Consider the following 17,952-nt stretch of genomic DNA (forward strand, 5'->3'; position numbering starts at 1 on the left):
GCCTCCACGCACGCGTGGAGGCCGCTTTCCGTGTTCTGTGTTCAGGTCACCGGAACCGTCGTACTCCCGAGGGGGTCACCACCGCGTGCACCGGGCGGTCGTGCGGCTCCTCCGGTACCCGGTCCACGACCTCCGTGTCGTACAGGAGCACCACCAGCGCCGGATCGGCACCCGAGCTTTCCAGGCGGGCCAGGACGCGGTCGTACGAGCCGCCGCCCCGCCCCAGGCGCATCCCGCGCGCGTCGACGGCCAGGCCCGGCAGCAGGACGACGTCGGCGGTGGTCACGGCCTCCGGGCCGAGCCGCTCGCCGACGGGTTCGAGGAGCGCCATACGGCCGCCGCCGTGCCGCACGCGCGCGAGGGCGGCCTCCCCCTCGTAGGCGCCCCAGTCGAGGTCGTTGTCGGGCAGCAGGACCGGGAGCAGGACGCGGACGCCCTGCGCCCGGAGTGCGTCGAGGAGCGCGAGAGTGCCGGGCTCGCTCCCCACGGAGACGTACGCCGCGACCGTGCGCGCGTGCGCCAGCTCGGGCAGATCGAGGGCACGGCCCGCAAGGGCGCCCGTCGTTTTCCGGACGTCATCCGGCGTCAACCCGTTCCTCATCAGAAGGAGCTCTCGACGCAACATTCGCTTGGAAAGCTTCGGTTCAGGTCCCATCCGGCTCACAAGTTGCTCCAGTACGATTCGTAATCGGCTCATATGAGAGCGAATTCATCGGAGCCACAGATTCCTCACAAAGGCACCCGATAGGGTTCGGCCCATGAGTGAGGCGAACCCCAGGATCAGCAAGGCTGTCATCCCCGCGGCGGGTCTAGGCACCCGGTTCCTGCCGGCGACCAAAGCGACTCCCAAGGAGATGCTGCCGGTCGTGGACAAGCCGGCGATCCAGTACGTGGTCGAAGAGGCCGCCTCGGCGGGTCTCGACGACGTCCTGATGATCACCGGCCGGAACAAGCGCCCCCTTGAGGACCACTTCGACCGGAACTACGAGTTGGAGTCCGCCCTCCAGAAGAAGGGCGACGCCCACCGGCTGGCCAAGGTCCAGGAGTCCAGCGACCTCGCGACCATGCACTACGTCCGCCAGGGCGACCCCAAGGGCCTCGGCCACGCCGTCCTGTGCGCCGCCCCGCACGTGGGCGACGAGCCCTTCGCGGTCCTCCTCGGCGACGACCTGATCGACCCCCGCGACCCGCTCCTGAAGCGCATGGTCGAGGTCCAGGAGCAGAACGGCGGCAGCGTCATCGCGCTCATGGAGGTCGCGCCGGAGCAGATCCACCTCTACGGGTGCGCGGCCGTCGAGGCCACGGAGGACGGTGACGTCGTCAAGGTGACGGGCATGGTCGAGAAGCCGGACCCGGCCGACGCCCCGTCGAACTACGCGATCATCGGCCGCTACGTCCTCGCCCCGCAGATCTTCGACGTACTGCGCCGGACCGAGCCGGGCCGCGGCGGCGAGATCCAGCTGACCGACGCCCTCCAGCAGCTCGCCGCGGACGAGAAGGTCGGCGGCCCCGTGCACGGCGTCGTCTTCAAGGGCCGCCGCTATGACACCGGTGACCGCGGCGACTACCTGCGTGCCATTGTCAGACTCGCATGCGAACGTGAGGACCTGGGCCCGGACTTCCGGACCTGGCTTCGCAGTTACGTAGCCGAGGAGATGTAGCCACATTGAGCACCGCCGCGACCCGCACCACCGGCCCAGGCCACCTCTGGTCGGTGACCGAGCACCTGGAGGACATCCTCGCCACCGTCCGCCCCCTGGAACCCATCGAGCTGCAACTCCTCGACGCCCAGGGCTGCGTCCTGGTCGAGGACGTCACGGTGCCGGTGTCACTGCCACCGTTCGACAACAGCTCGATGGACGGGTACGCGGTGCGGGTCGCGGACGTCGCGGGCGCGAGCGAGGAGTTCCCGGCCGTGCTCACGGTGATCGGGGACGTGGCGGCGGGCCAGGCCGAGCAGCCCCAGGTGGGCCCCGGCGAGGCCGCCCGCATCATGACCGGCGCCCCCCTGCCGCCCGGCGCGGAGGCGGTCGTCCCGGTGGAGTGGACCGACGGCGGCCTCGGCGAGGGACCCGTCTCCGGGATGCGTGCCCGCAGCGCGAGCCCCGAGGGCGCCACCGGCCAGGTCGCCGTCCACCGCGCCGCCGAGGCACGCGCGCACGTGCGCGCGAAGGGCAGCGACGTGAAAGCCGGCGAACACGCCCTGCCCGCCGGCACGATCCTCGGCCCGCCGCAGCTCGGGCTCCTCGCCGCCATCGGCCGCGCCTCGGTACGCGTGCGACCGCGCCCGCGCGTGGTCGTGCTCTCCACCGGCAGCGAACTGATCCCGCCGGGCGAGACGCTGGCCACCGGCCAGATCTACGACTCCAACAGCTTCGCCCTCACCGCCGCCGCCCGGGACGCGGGCGCGATCGCCTACCGCGTCGGCGCCGTCGCCGACGACGCCGAGACCCTCCGCTCCACCATCGAGGACCAGCTGGTCCGCGCCGACCTGGTCGTCACCACCGGTGGGGTCAGCGTGGGGGCGTACGACGTCGTCAAGGAGGCCCTGGAGTCCGTCGGCGACGAGGACGAGGAGGGCGCCGGCATCGACTTCCGCAAGCTCGCCATGCAGCCCGGCAAGCCCCAGGGCTTCGGCACCATCGGTCCCGACCACACCCCGCTGCTCGCCCTCCCGGGCAACCCGGTGTCGTCGTACGTCTCCTTCGAACTCTTCGTCCGGCCCGCCATCCGCACGCTGATGGGCCTGACCGACATCCACCGGCCGACGACCACGGCGACCCTCCGGGCGCCCAAGGCGCTGACCTCACCCGCCGGGCGCCGGCAGTACCTGCGCGGGACGTACGCCGACGGCGAGGTCGCCCCCGTGGGGGGTGCCGGATCGCACCTCGTGGCGGCCCTCGCACACGCCGACGCGCTGATCGTGATCCCCGAGGGAACGGAGTCGGTCGAGCCCGGTACGGAAGTCGAGGTCGTCCTGCTCGGCTGAACCATCGAGGGTGGCGTACCGTGTCGCGCACAACAGACCGCGCGCCGCACCGCGACGGGCCCCGACCGGGAGCGCCACACCACCATGAGTACGCCGCACGACCGACTGACCCACATCGACGAGGCGGGCGCCGCCCGCATGGTCGACGTCTCCGGGAAGGACGTGACCGCGCGCACCGCCCGCGCCAGCGGCCGGGTCCTGGTCTCGCCCAAGGTGGTCGAACTGCTGCGCGGCGAGGGGGTGCCCAAGGGCGACGCCCTCGCCACCGCGCGCATCGCCGGGATCATGGGCGCCAAACGCACCCCCGACCTCATCCCGCTCTGCCACCCGCTGTCGGTGTCGGGCGTCAAGCTCGATCTGTCGGTCGCGGACGACGCCGTCGAGATCCTCGCCACCGTGAAGACCACGGACCGTACGGGCGTCGAGATGGAGGCCCTGACGGCGGTCTCCGTCGCCGCCCTCACCGTGATCGACATGGTCAAGGCGGTCGACAAGGGCGCGGTCATCACGGACGTCCGCGTCGAGGAGAAGACGGGCGGCAAGTCGGGCGACTGGAGCCGGGCATGACGCCGCCCGTGGAACCGCCGCCCGGGGGCACCCTCACCGGGCCGTACGCCGCCCTGGTCGTGACCGCCTCCAACCGGGCCGCCGCCGGTGTGTACGAGGACAGGGGCGGACCGCTGATCGCCGAGCGACTCAGGACGCTCGGCCTCGCTGTCGACGGCCCGCAGGTCGTGCCCGACGGCGACCCCGTGGAGGCCGCGCTGCGGGCGGGCGTCGACGCCGGGTACGACGTGATCGTGACGACCGGCGGAACAGGCCTCTCGCCCACCGACCGCACCCCGGAGGCCACCCGCGCGGTCCTCGACCACGAGGTGCCCGGCATCCCCGAGGCGATCAGGGCGTACGGCCGGGGCAAGGTGCCGACGGCGGCGCTCTCCCGGGGCCTCGCAGGAGTCGCGCGAGGCACGCTGATCGTCAACCTGCCGGGCTCGACCGGGGGCGTACGGGACGGCCTGGCCGTACTGGAACCCCTGCTGACCCACGCCGTCGACCAGATCCGCGGCGGCGACCACCCGAGGCCGACGACCGGCGGTGGCAATCCGAGACCGACGACCGACGGTGGCAGCCCGAGGCCGACGCATGGCGGCGGCGAGAGCTCCCCGGCCGAGGAGGACCCCTCCAGACCCCGTGGGGGTGCGAGCTGAACGGCTCATCCTGGCCCGTAGCGCTGGTGGACGGCGAGGTCGTCCTCCGGCCCATAAGGATGCGCGACCAGCGGGCCTGGCGCGAGGTCAACCGGCGCAACCGGGACTGGCTGCGGCCCTGGGAGGCGACCATTCCGCCGCCCACACCGAGCGGGCCCATCGCGCACCGGCCGACGTACCGTCAGATGGTCCGCCATCTGCGGGCGGAGGCGAACGCGGGCCGGATGCTGCCGTTCGTGATCGAGTACCAGGGGCGGCTGGTCGGGCAGTTGACGGTCGCCGGGATCACCTGGGGCTCCATGTGCTCCGGGCATGTCGGCTACTGGGTCGACGAGTCGGTCGCCGGGCGCGGGGTGATGCCGACAGCGGTCGCGCTCGTCGTGGACCACTGCTTCCGGACCGTCGGACTGCACCGCATCGAGGTCTGCATTCGTCCCGAGAATCGGCCCAGCCGACGGGTCGTGGAGAAACTCGGATTCCGCGAGGAAGGCCTTCGTCCACGTTATCTTCACATCGACGGCGCCTGGCGCGACCATCTCGTCTTCGCGCTCACCGCCGAAGAGGTCCCGGAGGGGCTGCTCGGCCGCTGGCAGCGGGAACGGGCGCGGAACGCGGGCTCCGACGTGGGCAAGCCCGGACAACCCCAATAATGAAATCTGTGTTCGAATAAGCATCCTCGAACGGCGATCGGATGGCGATCGGCTTGAACGGGTCGAGACGTTCTCGGCACGTTAATTTCGCGCTCTCGGCGGCCCGCTGATCGGATCGGTCACAAAAAAAGCTCGAAATATCAGCCGGATCGTGCGACACACCGGCTCAATTGGCGGATGGCCTCACGCAAACCCCTCTACCGTGTGAGGCGTGAGCAGCAGCGGCCTCATCTACGCAGTCATCGTCGGGGCCTGGGCCGCCTACTTGGTGCCGATGTGGCTCCGTAGGCAGGACGAGCTGAACGAAGCCCGTCCGACGGAACGCTTCAGCACCGCCATCCGGCTGCTTTCCGGCCGGGCGGGGATGGAGCGCCGATACGCCAAGGACCTGCAGGCGCGCTCCACCGAAGAGGGGGAGCCCAGCGCCGAACCGGACGGCGTCACCGACTCGGTGGACGTCCGGGCCTTCGCCGTGCCCCCGCACCGGGAGCACACGAGGGCACAACTGCCGGTGGAGCGGGGTGAGTCACCCCAGCACGCGCAACAGCAGCACGCGCAGCCGCAGTCGGCGAAACCGGCGTCACAGGTACACGCACAGGCACAGGCGCACGCACAGGCGAAGCCGGTGGCGCAGCAGGGCGGCGGGTCGTCGGCCAAGCAAGGGGCGGCCCAAGTGCCCGCTCCCGCTCGTGTGAAGCGTCCGGGCAAGCAGGCGGCGGGCGCACGCCGGGGCGACTCGGCGGAGGCCAAGGCGCGGGCCCAGCGCTTGAAGGTGCTCGCGCGCCGGCGGCGTACGACGGTGATGCTCTTCCTCGCCTTCACGCTCGGCGCGGTCGTCGCGGCGGTCGGCGGACTCGCCTTGCTGTGGGCGCCGACCGTACCGGCGGTGCTGCTGAGCACATACATCGCGCATCTGCGCCGCCAGGAGCGGAAGCGGTTCGCGTTCACGATGGACCGGCAGCAGGCCGAGGCGGCTGCGCAGCGACTGCGGGAGCGGCAGCCACAGCGGCGGCGTCCGGCGCCGGACCCGGTGGACACCGACGAGCCGGAGGACGGACCTGAGAACGAGGAGTCCCGGGCCGAGCTGACCGGGCTCGCGGCCGACCGCCGTGCCCTCGTGGAGCAGACCGACCACGCCGAGTGGGTCGACCAGCAGCGCGAGCGCCAGCGGCGGCCCGGCCAGGGAGACAGCTGGGACCCGGTCCCCGTGCCGCTTCCGACGTACGTCACCGCGCCGGTCGCGCCCCGGGCGACGTCCGGGGTCGACCTCGGTGCCCCCGACGCGTGGAGTTCCGCGCGCTCCAGCGCGGCCGACCCGCACGGCTCGTCGGGCGCCCCCTCGAACTCCGCGCACGCCTCCGGGCGTGAGCCGGAGGGGGAGCGTGGCGGCGAGGAGCGGGCCGAGGACGACGGCGCGGGCGACGCGGGTGACGCTCCCGACGGCGGTCGTTCCGACGCCCGCCGGGCCGCGTCCGCGCGACGCTCCCGCGAGCGGGGGCGTACGCCGCTCTTCGACCAGTACGAGGACGGCGACCGCCCCCGAGCGGCCAACGAGTGATCCTCGCGTGCCTGATCTCCCACTCCGCTGACCAGCCACGAGCCGTCCGCGAGCCGCTCGCAGGCCCCTCGGATACGGATTTCCGAGCACCGCGATCGGGATGCTAGAGTTTCACTCGTTGCAAGGGCCTGTGGCGCAGTCTGGTAGCGCACCTCGTTCGCATCGAGGGGGTCTGGGGTTCAAATCCCCACAGGTCCACGCAGCTCAGAGCCCCCAGTGGTGATCACCACTGGGGGCTCTGACGTGTTGTCAGGACGGGGTGGCGGCGGTGGTCGTCGGCTCCGTGATCGCGTCGAAGTACGGCCAGCCGTCCACCTCGACCGTCTGGGCGGACGGGTTGAGGTCCAGGATCGGGGCGGCGGCGTCCAGGAGACGGCGGACCGTGCCAGGCTCGTGGAGGTTGAGGTAGGTGTGGTCGGAACGGCGGAACAGGGCGCCTGAGTCGAAGTAGCAGTTCGAGACGACGCGGTCCTCCGACGGGCCGAAGAGCAGGACCAGACGGCGGCGCCGGGGGCCCTCCGGGTAGAGGGACAGCTTGAGATGGCAGTGGTCGTAGGCCACGCGGGATCGCTGGCGGATGGTCCAGTGCCAAGTGGTGTCGCCCACGACGAGACGGCGTAGACGGTTGTTCTTCGTCACCGGGACACCGTAGGCGGCCAACGCCGTCGCGGGCACGAGGATTTACGTGCCCCGGGGCACGAGGCGCCTGGCGCGGGGTGCGGTCAGAGGGGCTTCGCGAAGCACAGGCTCAGTTCGTGGAAGCGGTAGTAGCCGAACTTCGCGCAGGGTTCGTAGCCGCTGGAGGTGTAGAGGGCCACGGCCTCGGGCTGCTTGGCGCCGGTTTCGAGGACCATGCGGGTGCGGCCGCCGGCGCGGGCGTCGGACTCCAGTTCGGCGAGTATGCGGCGGGCCAGGCCCAGGCCGCGGGCCGCGGGGGTGACGTACATCCGCTTGATCTCGGCGTCCCCGTCCTGGTAGTCCTCGGGGTTGGCGTCCTGGGTGCGCCAGCCGCCCGTGGCCAGGGGGCTGCCGTGCTCGTCGTAGGCGATCAGATACAGCCCCGCCGGCGGTACGAAGTGCGCCGGGTCCATGTGCGTGGCGTCGCCGTCGTCGCCGTAGCGGACGCTGTACTCGGCCTGGACCTCGTCGTTCAGCTTGACGGCGTCGGGGTGGTCGAAGGCTACGCGGCGGATAAGCATGCAGAATATCGTACATCTATGCGTGACGGTTCATCCATGCGTGACCGTCCTCCGGAGTCGGTTCATCCGTGTGATCTTCGTCGGAATCTGGACTCCGTCCAGGGTGCGGGTATCGTGCCCGGGTGCTGACTGTGACCTCTGTGAATGTGAACGGGCTGCGGGCCGCCGCGAAGAAGGGCTTCGTGGAGTGGCTCGCCGGGACCTCGGCGGACGTGGTGTGCCTGCAGGAGGTGCGGGCCGAGCCGGAGCAGCTGCCGGAGGGGGTGCGGCAGCCCGAGGGGTGGCACGTCGTGCACGCCCCGGCGGCCGCCAAGGGGCGCGCGGGGGTGTCGCTCTACAGCCGGCGTGAGCCCGACCGGGTCCAGGTCGGCTTCGGATCGGCCGAGTTCGACGGGAGCGGGCGGTACGTCGAGGCCGACCTGCCCGGCGTCACCGTGGCCAGCCTCTACCTTCCCTCCGGCGAGGTCGGGACCGAGCGGCAGGACGAGAAGGTCCGGTTCATGGGGGAGTTCCTCGCCTATCTGAAGGAGCTCCGGGAGCGGGCCGCCGCGGACGGGCGTGAGGTCGTCGTGTGCGGCGACTGGAACATCGCCCACCAGCAGGCCGACCTCAAGAACTGGCGGGGGAACCAGAAGAGCTCCGGTTTCCTGCCGGAGGAGCGGGCTTGGCTCGGGCAGGTCTTCGACGAGAGCGACGGGGCGTACGTCGATGTGGTGCGCGCCCTGCACCCCGATGTCGAGGGGCCCTACACCTGGTGGTCGTACCGGGGGCGCGCCTTCGACGCGGATTCAGGTTGGAGGATCGACCTCGCCGTTGCGACCCCGGGTCTTGCGCGGACGGCGGTCAAGGCGTTCGTGGAGCGAGCTGCCAGCCATGACGAGCGGTGGTCGGATCACGCTCCCGTGACGGTCGTCTTCGGCTGATCACACGGCCTGTGTGGGGGCGCCGGCATCTGGTACACGCCCACACAGGCCGTACGGCAGATCAAGGGCGTGACCTGATGGTGCAGGTCGGCCGGGAGGTGTCGGGGCCTCGCGGGTGTGCGGTCGGAGTCGAAGCCGGTTGTGACGGTTGAGGGCTAGGCTTGGGCACGTCGACGCTCCTCGAAAGTGTCGGCCCTACCCCGGGGCTGGTAGCACAGCCGCCGGGGCCTTTTCGATCTCGCGCTCGGAGCAGCGAACCCGATTTCGTCCGCCGATGCCCGGGAAGTACCTCGATGGAGTGAACGCGCATGAAATACCGGATGCGTAAGGAAATCGGGTGTTCTCGGACGCTAGCCCTGCTGCCGCAACCGCCTGTCCAGTGCCAGTGACAGTTCCGCCTCCGCGACGCTCTTCGCCAGGGGGCGTAGGCGGCTGAGGTCCTCGGGGGTGCGTCCGGGCTGGGTGAGGATGAGGTCGGTGAAGAGGGTGGCGAGGGCCTCGGCGTGTTCGCGTACGCGGCGGCCGGCGGTGAGGATGTCGGCGAGGGGGACGCCCTCGCGGACCAGGGCGGCCGAGACGTCGAGGAGACGGCGGCTTATGTGGACGATCTCGCCGCCGTCGGTGCCGAGGTAGCCGAGTTCGAGGGCGGCGGCGAGGTTCTCCGAGGTGGCCTGGTCGCCGAAGTGGTCGGCGAGTTCCTCGGGGGAGAGGCGGACCGGGACCTCCTCGGTCGGGGCTCCGAGGCCGAGCAGTTCGCCCACGTCGCGTCCCTGGTCGAAGGCCTCGGCCAGTTCGGCTATGCCGCTGAGTGTGTGGCCGCGCTCCAGCAGCGCCGAGATCGTGCGCAGCCGGGCCAGGTGTGTGTCGTCGTACCAGGCGATACGGCCCTCGCGGCGGGGCGGCGGAATCAGTTTGCGCTCCCGGTAGAAGCGCAGGGTGCGTACGGTGATGCCGGCCTCCCCGGCCAGCTCCTCCATGCGGTACTCGCGTCGCTCGCCGTCTTCTGCCACGCGCGCAGCCTATGTCGTACCGCTGGTAACTCCAGAGCGCCCGACCCCTACCCATCGGTACGGTCCTGCCCTACGCTCCCACTGCGCCAGTGATTACTGGCGCGGACATGAGGTGCGAACGCGGTGTGCGCGCACGCGATGAGGCGTGGAGGTACCGATGGCCGAGCGGGAGCGGGAGCCGGAGCCGGAGCAGGGGCGGCGGGCGCGAGGGCCGCAAGGGCCGCAAGGGCCTCATGTGCGGGTGGCGGTGGTCGGGTCCGGATTCGGCGGGCTCGGGGCGGCCGTGCGGCTGCGGCGTGAGGGGATCACCGACTTCGTCGTCCTGGAACGGGCCGGTTCCGTCGGCGGCACCTGGCGGGACAACGACTACCCGGGGTGTGCCTGTGACGTGCCGTCCCATCTGTACTCGTTCTCGTTCGCGCCCAACTACGAGTGGCCGCGCGCCTTCTCCGGGCAGGAACACATCCGGGCCTATCTGGAGCATGTGACGGATGTGTTCGGGCTGCGGCCGCACATCCGCTTCGACTCCGAGGTGATGAGAATGGCCTGGGACGGGGAGCGGTTGTGCTGGGAGATCGAGACCGGCAGCGGGCGGCTGTCCGCCGATGTCGTCGTCTCCGCGACCGGGCCGCTCTCCGATCCGAAGATACCGACCGAGGCCGAGCTGCCGGGGCTCGACTCCTTCCCCGGCAAGGTCTTCCACTCGGCCCGCTGGGACCACGGCTACGACCTGCGCGGCAAGCGGGTCGCGATGATCGGTACGGGGGCCTCCGCGGCCCAGATCGTGCCGGCGATCCAGCCCGAGGTCGGCCGGCTGACCCTCTTCCAGCGGACCCCGCCGTGGGTGCTGCCGCGGGTCGACCGGGGCATCGGCGGCGTCGAGCGGTGGCTGCACCGGCAGCTGCCCTTCACCGCGCAGGCCCGGCGTGGACTGCTGTGGGGCATCCGGGAGTTGCAGGTGCAGGCCTTCACCAAGCGCCCCAAGGCGCTGGGGGTGGTGGAGCAACTGGCGAAGCGGAACCTGGCCCGGACGGTCAAGGACCCGGACCTGCGCGCCCGGCTCACCCCCGACTACCGCATCGGCTGCAAGCGCATCCTGCTGTCCAACACCTACTATCCGGCGCTCACGCGGCCGAACGTCGACGTGGTCGCCTCCGGGCTGGCCAAGGTCGACGGCTCCACGCTCGTCGCCACCGACGGGTCCGCCGCCGAGGTCGACGCGATCGTCTTCGGCACCGGGTTCCATGTCACCGACATGCCCATCGCCGACCGGGTCGTGGGCGCCGATGGGCGGACCCTCGCCGAGGCCTGGGCGGACGGCGGTATGCGGTCGCTGCGCGGGGCGTCGGCAGCCGGGTTCCCGAACTGGATGACGATCATCGGGCCCAACACGGGCCTCGGAAACTCCAGCATGATCCTGATGATCGAGTCCCAGCTCAACTACATGGCGGACTTCGTACGGCAGTTGGACGTACTGGGTGGCCGGGTCGCCCTCGACGCCCGGCCCACGGCCGTGGCGGCCTGGAACCAGCGAATCCAGGAACGCATGGAGCGCACGGTCTGGAACACGGGCGGCTGCACCAGCTGGTACCTCGACGCGAACGGCCGCAACACGACCGTCTGGCCGGGGACGACGACCGAGTTCCGGGGCGCGACCCGGCGGGTCGATCTGAGCGAGTACGCGGTGCTGCGGGCGGCTCGGCCGGGTACGGAGAACGAGGAGACGCCCGGAAAGGGCGACACGGCGAAGGTGGAGGCCGGAGCGTGACCCGACTGACCCAGGTGAAGCACGGGCCCTACGCGCCGCCCGTCGCCGTAAGGGAGTTGGCGGCCGTGTCCGCCGACGGGGCCCGGCTGCACGTCGAGGTGCATGGACCCCTCGAAAACACAGCTGCCCCCGTGGTGGTGCTCGTGCACGGCTGGACCTGCTCGACGGCGTACTGGGCGGCGCAGATCCGGGAACTCTCCGTCGACCACCGGGTCGTCGTCTACGACCAGCGCGGCCACGGCCGTAGTCCCGCCTCCGCCGCGTGCAGCGCGGACGCCCTCGCCGACGATCTGGAGGCGGTGCTCGCGGCGACGCTCGCGCCGGGCGAGAAGGCGGTGCTGGCCGGGCACTCCATGGGCGGGATGACGCTGATGGCGGCCGCCGGAAGGCCGGGCTTCCGGGAGCACGCGGCGGCGGTCCTGCTGTGCAGTACGGGCAGTTCGAAGCTGGTCACCGAGTCGCTCGTCGTCCCCCTGCGGGCCGGGCGGGCGCGCACCTGGCTCACCCGGAAGGTCCTCGGCTCGCGGGCGCCGCTCGGGCCGGTCACACCCATCGCCCGGCGGATCCTCAAGTACGCGACGATGGGCCCCGGTTCGTCGCCGGTGATGGTGGAGGCGTGCGCGCGGATCGTGCACGCGTGCCCCGCCAGGGTGCGCCACGCCTGGTCGCACGTCCTCGACTCGCTCGATCTCGACCACGGTGTAAGGGAGTTGACGGTGCCGACGGCTGTCGTCGTGGGCACGGCGGACCGGATGACCCCGCCCGTCCACGCGCGGGCGCTGGCCGCCGCGCTGCCCGACTGCGTGGGCGTGAGCGAGCTGACCGGGGTCGGACACATGTCGCCGGTGGAGGCGCCGGAAGCGGTCACCGCCCGGATACGCGGGCTCGTGACGACGTACGTACGTGCCGAGCGGGACGAGTTGGAGGAGGCGGGCGCATGAGCAACGGCAGCACCCTGGAGGGGCGGGTCGCGGTCGTCACCGGGGCCGCGCGGGGCGTCGGGGAACTCCTCGCGCGCAAGCTCTCGGTGCGCGGGGTGAAGGTCGCGCTCGTCGGGCTCGAACCGGACGAGCTGAAGCGGGTGTCGGAGCGGCTGTACGGCGGTGGGGGTACCTCCCGCTCGAGCGAAGCCGAGAGTGGGGGAGCGTACTGGCACGCCGACGTCACCGACCACGAGGCCATGGCGCGGGTCGCCGAGGAGGTCAAGGAGCGGTTCGGGCGGGTCGACATCGTCGTCGCCAACGCGGGTGTCGCGAACAGTGGGCCCTTCGTCGACTCCGACCCGGACTCCTGGCGGCGTGTCATCGAGGTCAACCTCGTCGGATCGGCCGTCACCGGGCGGGCGTTCCTGCCGGCGCTGATCGAGAGCCGGGGGTATCTGCTGCAGATCGCCTCCCTCGCGGCGATCACTCCGGCGCCGATGATGACGGCGTACTGCGCGTCCAAGTCGGGTGTCGAGGCGTACGCGCACTGTCTGCGTGCCGAGGTGTCCCACCAGGGAGTGGGCGTCGGGGTCGGGTATCTGTCCTGGACCGACACGGACATGGTGCGCGGCGCCGACAAGGACGAGGCGCTGCGGGAGTTGCGGGAGCGGCTGCCGTGGCCGGCCGGGAAGACGTATCCGCTGGGGCCGGCCGTGGACCGGCTCGTCGCCGGGATCGAGCGGCGGTCCAGTCATGTGTACGGGCAGTGGTGGCTGCGGGGGATGCAGGGCGTGCGCGGCTATCTCCCCGGGCTCATAGGGACGTTCGCGCCGCGGGAGGTGCGGCGGATGGAGCCGCGGCTTCGTGGGGTGTCCAAGGGGTTGGTGGGGGCCGGTGGGGCTGCGGACGAGCGGACGCGGGGGGTTGGGGCGCCGGGTCCTGAATAACCCGGCGTTACCGAGTGTTACTGATCGAAATGCGTTGAATGTCCGCGCGTGTTTGTCTGGTCGAGGCCCGATCCCCTCACCCACTACGGGAGTGAATCCACATGGGCATGAAGGACCAGTTCCAGGACAAGGCTGAGCAGCTGAAGCAGCAGGCCAAGCGCAAGGCCGGCCAGTCGCCGGAGGAGCACCAGCGGGCTCAGCGGCCTGGTGAGCGTGAGCGCGAGCGCGAGCAGCACGGGCGTGAGCACGGGCAGCCGCAGCGTGAGCGTCAGCCGCAGCATGGGCAGCCGGAGCGTGGTGCGAAGCGGCGGGACGAGGAGTCCGAGCGGCTGATGCGGGACGAGGAAGACCGGTTCCGGCAGGACTACGACGTGTAGTTGCCGGCTCGGCTTCGGTCGGGATGCGTGGGGCGCCCTCCCTTGTGGAGGGTGCCCTGCGTTTTTGTCTGTCTGTGGGGTGCGTTGTCGGCTGCGGGCTCGTTGTGGCTGGTCGCGCAGTTCCCCGGGCCCCTGTCGACTGACGCTTCGCGTCGCCCCTTTGACGCTTCGCGTCAGGAGGTGGCCCTGGGCGGTAGCTTCGGGCGGGCCCTGTTCGGGGTGTTCGTGTAGTCCGGGGGGTCCGCCGGGGGGCGGGTTTTCAGGAGGTCCAGGGCCAGGGTTACCGCCGCGTCGAGTTGGGTGTTGCGGCCTTCGGCCCAGTCGAGGGGGGTGCGGAGGGTTTCCAGGTCCGGGGTGACGCCTCGGTTCTCGATGGTCCAGCCGTACGCGTCGAACCAGGCCGCGTTCATGGGGACGGTGATGACGGTGCCGTCGCCGAGTTGGTGGCGGCCGGTCATGCCGACGACGCCGCCCCAGGTGCGGAGGCCGACGACCGGGCCGAGCTTGAGGAGTTTGAAGGCGGCGGTGATCATGTCGCCGTCCGATGAGGTCGCTTCGTCGGCCAGGGCCACCACCGGGCCGCGCGGGGCGCTCGACGCGTACGACACGGGCTGGGCGTTTCGTGTCAGGTCCCAGCCCAGGATCGTGCGGGTCAGTTTCTCCACCACCAGTTCGCTGATGTGGCCGCCCGCGTTGCCGCGTACGTCGACGATCAGGGCGGGCCGGGAGACCTCCATGCGCAGGTCGCGGTTGAACTGGGCCCAGCCGGAGCCGCCCATGTCCGGGATGTGGAGGTAGCCGCAGTGGCCGCCGCTCAACTCCCGTACGACCTCGCGGCGTTTGGCGACCCAGTCCTGGTAGCGGAGGGGGCGCTCGTCGAGCAGGGGGACCACGGCGACGCGGCGGGCGCGGCCCTCGCCCTCGGCCGGGGTGAAGGTCAGTTCGACGGTCGTACCGCCCGCGCCCGCCAGCAGGGGGTACGGGCCCGTCGTCGGGTCCACCGGGCGGCCGTCGACGTGGGTCAGCGCGGCACCTTCCCTGATGCCCGTGCCGGCCAGCGGGGAGCGGGCCTTGGAGTCGGACGAGTCGCCGGGGAGGATGCGGCGGATCGTCCAGTCGTCGTTCCGGCGGACGAGGTTGGCGCCCAGAAGGCCCTGGCGGCGCTGATAGTGGGGCGGGCCTTCGTTGCGGCGCGCGGGGGAGACGTACGCGTGGGAGGTGCCCAGTTCGCCCAGAACCTCCCTCAGCAGGTCCGCGAACTCGTCGGGGGACGCGACCCGTTCGACCAGCGGGCGGTACTGGTCGAGGACGCCGTCCCAGTCGATGCCGCTCATCCTCGGGTCCCAGAAGTACGCGCGGATCAGGCGGCCGGCCTCCGCGTACGACTGGCGCCACTCGGCGGCCGGGTCGACCTCGTGCAGGACGCGCCGGAGGTCGATCCAGACGGTCGAGTCGCTGTCGCCGGACTCGGTGGAGGGGACGGCCCGGAGATCGCCCTCGTCCACCACGACCAGCCGTGAACCGTCACCGCTGACCGCGAACCAGTCCAGGTGCTCGACCAGTTCGGACTTCTTCGCCTTGCTGATGTTGAAGTGTTCGAGGGTCGGGCGGCCCGTCATGTCGTCCGGGTTGGCGAAGGTCTCGCCCAGGGCGCCCGAGATCGGCCAGCGCAGCCAGACCAGGCCGCCGCCCGCGACCGGGTACAGCGCCGAGTACTTGGAGGCGGTGACCGGGAACGGCGTGACGCGGTTCTCCAGGCCCTCGGTCTCCACGGTCACCGTCCCGTCGGTGCCCTCGTCCTCGGTCGGGTCCATGCCCCCGGCGACCGGGCGGCCGTCGGGGTTCAGGGCGAAGGGGGAGGGCGTGGCGGAGGAGAGCGGGACCAGGTAGGGGCGGCAGCCGAGCGGGAAGGACAGGTCGCCGGTGTGGACGTCGTACACCGGGTCGAAGCCGCGCCAGGACAGGAAGGCCAGGTAGCGGCCGTCGCGAGTGAACACCGGGTTCTCGTCCTCGAAGCGGCCGTTCGTGACGTCGACGATGAGCCGGTCCTTCATGCGGGCCATCTTGATCTGGCGGAGGGTGCGGCCGATGCCCGGGTGGGACCAGGTCAGCCAGGCGCCGTCGGGGGAGAAGGCGAGGTCGCGAACGGGCCCGTTGAGGGAGGTGATCAGCTCGGTGACCTCGCCGTTCGACTCCTCAGTCGCGTCGAGCAGCAGCAGCCGGCCGTCGTTCGCGGCGATGGCGAGGCGTTCGCCCCGTGGGTCGGACACCAGTTCCAGGACGCGGCCCAGGTCGCCGGAGGCGAGGCGGCGGGGCTCGCGGTCGCCGGTGGCCCGGGGGAGGTGGGCGATCTCGATCGCGTCCTCGCCGTCCGCGTCCGTCACGTACGCCACCTGCCCGCCGGAGCCGAGCATCTCGGGCAGCCGGACGCGTACGCCGGGGGTGTCGGCGATGGTCCGGGCGGGGCCGTCGCGGTGCGTCAGCCAGTACAGGCTGCCGCGTACGACGACCGCGCTCGCCCGGCCCGTGTCGTCGACGGAGATGCCGTCGACGTGCTGGGCGGCCGGCACCTGGTACGGCCGCCGCCCGGTGAGCGAACCGCCGAGCCGTACGTCGAGACGGCGCGGGACGGCGTCGGCGGCGAGGTCGTCGACGATCCACAGGTCGCCCGCGCACTGGTACACCACCCGGGCGCCGTCGCTGGCCGCGTACCGGGCGTAGAAGGAGTCGTGGTCGGTGTGGCGGCGCAGGTCGGAGCCGTCGTACGCGCAGGAGTAGAGGTTGCCGATGCCCTCGTGGTCGGAGAGGAAGGCGATGCGGCCGCCGACGAACATGGGGGAGTGGAGGTGCCCGTCGAGGTCGGCCAGCAGCCGCTCGCCGTGCAGCCAGAGGCGGCCCATGGCACCGCCCCGGTAGCGCTTCCAGGAGGCCGGTTCGTGCGGGGGCGTACCGGTGAGCAGCAGGGTGCGGCGCTCGCCGTCGATCTCGGCGGACTGGATGTCGGCAACCGGGCCCCAGGGGAGTTTGCGGCCGGGGTCGCCGTCCGTGCGGACCTTGTAGGCCCAGGTGAAGTGCGAGAACGGCTCGCCGTGGGAGGCGACGGCCAGGATGTCCGAGCGGCCCTCCGTGTCGGCGGTGGGGGGCGTCCAGCCGCAGACCTCGGTGTCGGGGCTGCCCCAGTGGGTGAGCCGGCGTGCGGGGGCCCCGCCGTCCACCGGGGTCAGATGGATCTCCGGGGTGATGTTCCGCCAGCTCGTGTACGCGATGTGCCGGCCGTCGGGCGAGAAACGCGGGCCGGTGACCTTCGTACGGTCGACGGTGAGCCGCCAGGCGCGGTCCGAGCCGTCGAGGGGGGCCAGCCACAGGTCGTCCTCGGCGACGAAGCAGAGGCGGTCGCCGCTGAGGTGGGGGTGGCGGAGGTAGCCGGTGTTCCGGCCGGTCTCTTGCTCCCGGCCGGTCTCTTGCTCCCGGCCGGTCTCTTGCTCCTGGCCGGTCTCTTGCTCCCGGCCTGTCCCTTGCTCGTGGGTGTCGCTCACCTACCCATGCTTTTCCGCTCGGGAGGCCCCGGCAACTTGTGAAAACAGCCGACTGGTGACGGCGTGACCCACAACACGAACGAAACCGTTTCGTTTTCTTCGGCCCGCAGGGTATCTTCGTAAGCGTACGAAACCGTTTCGTTCGAGAGGCGGGGTGTCCGGCCCGTGCCATGCCCTACGGCCGGTAGCCTTGTCGTCTCGAACGTGCAGCCGGAGTAAGGGGAGTGGGATGACTGAGACCGCGACGGTGCGCCGCAGTCGGATCACGCCCGAGCGCGAGGCCGAGCTCTACGCGGCCGTCCTCGACCTGCTCCGGGAGGTCGGCTACGACGCCCTCACCATGGACGCCGTGGCCACCCGCACCCGGTCCAGCAAGGCCACCCTCTACCGCCAGTGGGGCGGCAAGGCCGAGCTGGTCGCGAAGGCGATCCGGCAGGACAAGTCGATGGCCTGGTCCGGTGTCGACACCGGATCCCTGCGCGGCGACTTCCACGCCCTGGTGCGGCGCGAAAACGACTGTGCCATGGAGCAGAGCTCCGCGCTGATGCGTGGCCTGGCCATGGCGGTGCACACCAACCCCGAACTGCTCGGGGCGTTCCGGGAGTTCCTCGTCGAACCGGAGATGGAGGAGTTCCGGCGGGTGCTGCAGCGCGCCGTCGACCGCGGTGAGGTCCGGCCGGACAACCCCGCGCTCGAGTTCGTGATGCACATGATGCTCGGTGCCTTCGTCACCCGGACGCTGCTCGAAGAGCTGCCGCCGACTCAGGCCTTTCTCGTTTCGTACATCGACGCCGTGGTCCTCCCTGCCCTCGGTGTACCGATCGACTGACACCACTGACACCCCTGTGCCGACAGCCGCCTGAT

At 71.3% G+C, this 17,952-nt stretch carries 17 protein-coding genes and 1 tRNA gene; 13 read left to right on the forward strand and 5 right to left on the reverse strand.

The annotated features are described in order from the left end of the window. Positions 1-46: 46 nt before the first annotated feature. Complete coding sequence (locus tag ACFU53_RS18120) at positions 47-625, reverse strand: 5-formyltetrahydrofolate cyclo-ligase (RefSeq protein WP_383992789.1); 579 nt, start codon at positions 623-625, stop codon at positions 47-49. Between the two features lie 133 nt (positions 626-758). Here ACFU53_RS18120 and galU point away from each other — a divergent pair, with 133 nt between their 5' ends. The 7 genes from galU (at position 759) to ACFU53_RS18155 (ending at position 6,603) form a co-directional block, all read left to right on the forward strand. Further along, positions 759-1,661, forward strand: a complete 903-nt coding sequence (gene galU / locus ACFU53_RS18125) for a UTP--glucose-1-phosphate uridylyltransferase GalU (protein ID WP_383992791.1) — start codon at positions 759-761, stop codon at positions 1,659-1,661. Positions 1,662-1,666: 5 nt separating this feature from the next. Further along, positions 1,667-2,989: a gephyrin-like molybdotransferase Glp gene (glp, locus tag ACFU53_RS18130; RefSeq protein WP_383992794.1), complete on the forward strand. Its 1,323-nt coding sequence runs from the start codon at positions 1,667-1,669 to the stop codon at positions 2,987-2,989. A gap of 84 nt (positions 2,990-3,073) precedes the next feature. Then, positions 3,074-3,556: a cyclic pyranopterin monophosphate synthase MoaC gene (gene moaC, locus ACFU53_RS18135; RefSeq protein WP_383992797.1), complete on the forward strand. Its 483-nt coding sequence runs from the start codon at positions 3,074-3,076 to the stop codon at positions 3,554-3,556. Then, positions 3,553-4,197 (forward strand): molybdenum cofactor biosynthesis protein B, encoded by a 645-nt coding sequence (locus tag ACFU53_RS18140; RefSeq protein WP_383992800.1) that lies wholly within the window; start codon positions 3,553-3,555, stop codon positions 4,195-4,197. The genes moaC and ACFU53_RS18140 overlap by 4 nt, the downstream gene beginning before the upstream one ends. A gap of 26 nt (positions 4,198-4,223) precedes the next feature. Beyond that, positions 4,224-4,847: a GNAT family N-acetyltransferase gene (locus ACFU53_RS18145; RefSeq protein ID WP_383992802.1), complete on the forward strand. Its 624-nt coding sequence runs from the start codon at positions 4,224-4,226 to the stop codon at positions 4,845-4,847. Between the two features lie 211 nt (positions 4,848-5,058). Continuing rightward, positions 5,059-6,405 (forward strand): gephyrin-like molybdotransferase receptor GlpR, encoded by a 1,347-nt coding sequence (gene glpR / locus ACFU53_RS18150; RefSeq protein ID WP_383992805.1) that lies wholly within the window; start codon positions 5,059-5,061, stop codon positions 6,403-6,405. A gap of 124 nt (positions 6,406-6,529) precedes the next feature. Further along, positions 6,530-6,603 (forward strand) — tRNA-Ala (locus tag ACFU53_RS18155). 51 nt (positions 6,604-6,654) lie between these two features. On the opposite strand, the gene ACFU53_RS18160 is transcribed toward ACFU53_RS18155, so the two are convergent. Together ACFU53_RS18160 and ACFU53_RS18165 are read right to left on the reverse strand one after the other, a co-directional pair. Then, the gene (locus tag ACFU53_RS18160; RefSeq protein ID WP_383992808.1) at positions 6,655-7,044 is read right to left on the reverse strand and encodes a hypothetical protein; all 390 of its coding nucleotides are present in this window, start codon (positions 7,042-7,044) and stop codon (positions 6,655-6,657) included. 83 nt (positions 7,045-7,127) lie between these two features. After that, a complete protein-coding gene (locus tag ACFU53_RS18165; protein ID WP_383992811.1) occupies positions 7,128-7,604 on the reverse strand; it encodes a GNAT family N-acetyltransferase in 477 nt (158 codons plus the stop codon). Positions 7,605-7,726: 122 nt separating this feature from the next. Between ACFU53_RS18165 and ACFU53_RS18170 the strand changes: the two genes are divergently transcribed. Continuing rightward, a complete protein-coding gene (locus ACFU53_RS18170) occupies positions 7,727-8,527 on the forward strand; it encodes an exodeoxyribonuclease III (RefSeq protein ID WP_383992814.1) in 801 nt (266 codons plus the stop codon). Between the two features lie 350 nt (positions 8,528-8,877). On the opposite strand, the gene ACFU53_RS18175 is transcribed toward ACFU53_RS18170, so the two are convergent. Beyond that, the gene (locus tag ACFU53_RS18175; protein WP_383992817.1) at positions 8,878-9,537 is read right to left on the reverse strand and encodes a MerR family transcriptional regulator; all 660 of its coding nucleotides are present in this window, start codon (positions 9,535-9,537) and stop codon (positions 8,878-8,880) included. A gap of 157 nt (positions 9,538-9,694) precedes the next feature. On the opposite strand from ACFU53_RS18175, the gene ACFU53_RS18180 reads away from it, so the two are divergent. The 4 genes from ACFU53_RS18180 (at position 9,695) to ACFU53_RS18195 (ending at position 13,552) form a co-directional block, all read left to right on the forward strand. Then, positions 9,695-11,305 carry a flavin-containing monooxygenase gene (locus ACFU53_RS18180; RefSeq protein WP_383992820.1) on the forward strand — a complete coding sequence of 537 codons (1,611 nt, stop codon included), beginning with the start codon at positions 9,695-9,697 and terminating at the stop codon, positions 11,303-11,305. Beyond that, a complete protein-coding gene (locus tag ACFU53_RS18185) occupies positions 11,302-12,246 on the forward strand; it encodes an alpha/beta fold hydrolase (protein ID WP_383992823.1) in 945 nt (314 codons plus the stop codon). The genes ACFU53_RS18180 and ACFU53_RS18185 overlap by 4 nt, the downstream gene beginning before the upstream one ends. Next, a complete protein-coding gene (locus ACFU53_RS18190; protein ID WP_383992826.1) occupies positions 12,243-13,175 on the forward strand; it encodes an SDR family oxidoreductase in 933 nt (310 codons plus the stop codon). Before ACFU53_RS18185 ends, ACFU53_RS18190 begins: the two co-directional genes overlap by 4 nt. A 101-nt stretch (positions 13,176-13,276) precedes the next feature. Then, positions 13,277-13,552: a hypothetical protein gene (locus tag ACFU53_RS18195; RefSeq protein ID WP_383992829.1), complete on the forward strand. Its 276-nt coding sequence runs from the start codon at positions 13,277-13,279 to the stop codon at positions 13,550-13,552. 173 nt (positions 13,553-13,725) lie between these two features. On the opposite strand, the gene ACFU53_RS18200 is transcribed toward ACFU53_RS18195, so the two are convergent. Further along, a complete protein-coding gene (locus tag ACFU53_RS18200; RefSeq protein WP_383992910.1) occupies positions 13,726-16,917 on the reverse strand; it encodes a S41 family peptidase in 3,192 nt (1,063 codons plus the stop codon). Between the two features lie 400 nt (positions 16,918-17,317). Between ACFU53_RS18200 and ACFU53_RS18205 the strand changes: the two genes are divergently transcribed. Next, the gene (locus ACFU53_RS18205; RefSeq protein ID WP_383992832.1) at positions 17,318-17,917 is read left to right on the forward strand and encodes a TetR/AcrR family transcriptional regulator; all 600 of its coding nucleotides are present in this window, start codon (positions 17,318-17,320) and stop codon (positions 17,915-17,917) included. The last annotated feature ends 35 nt before the right edge of the window (positions 17,918-17,952 follow it).

It is taken from the genome of Streptomyces sp. NPDC057474 (genome assembly GCF_042802555.1).
Taxonomy (GTDB): domain Bacteria; phylum Actinomycetota; class Actinomycetes; order Streptomycetales; family Streptomycetaceae; genus Streptomyces.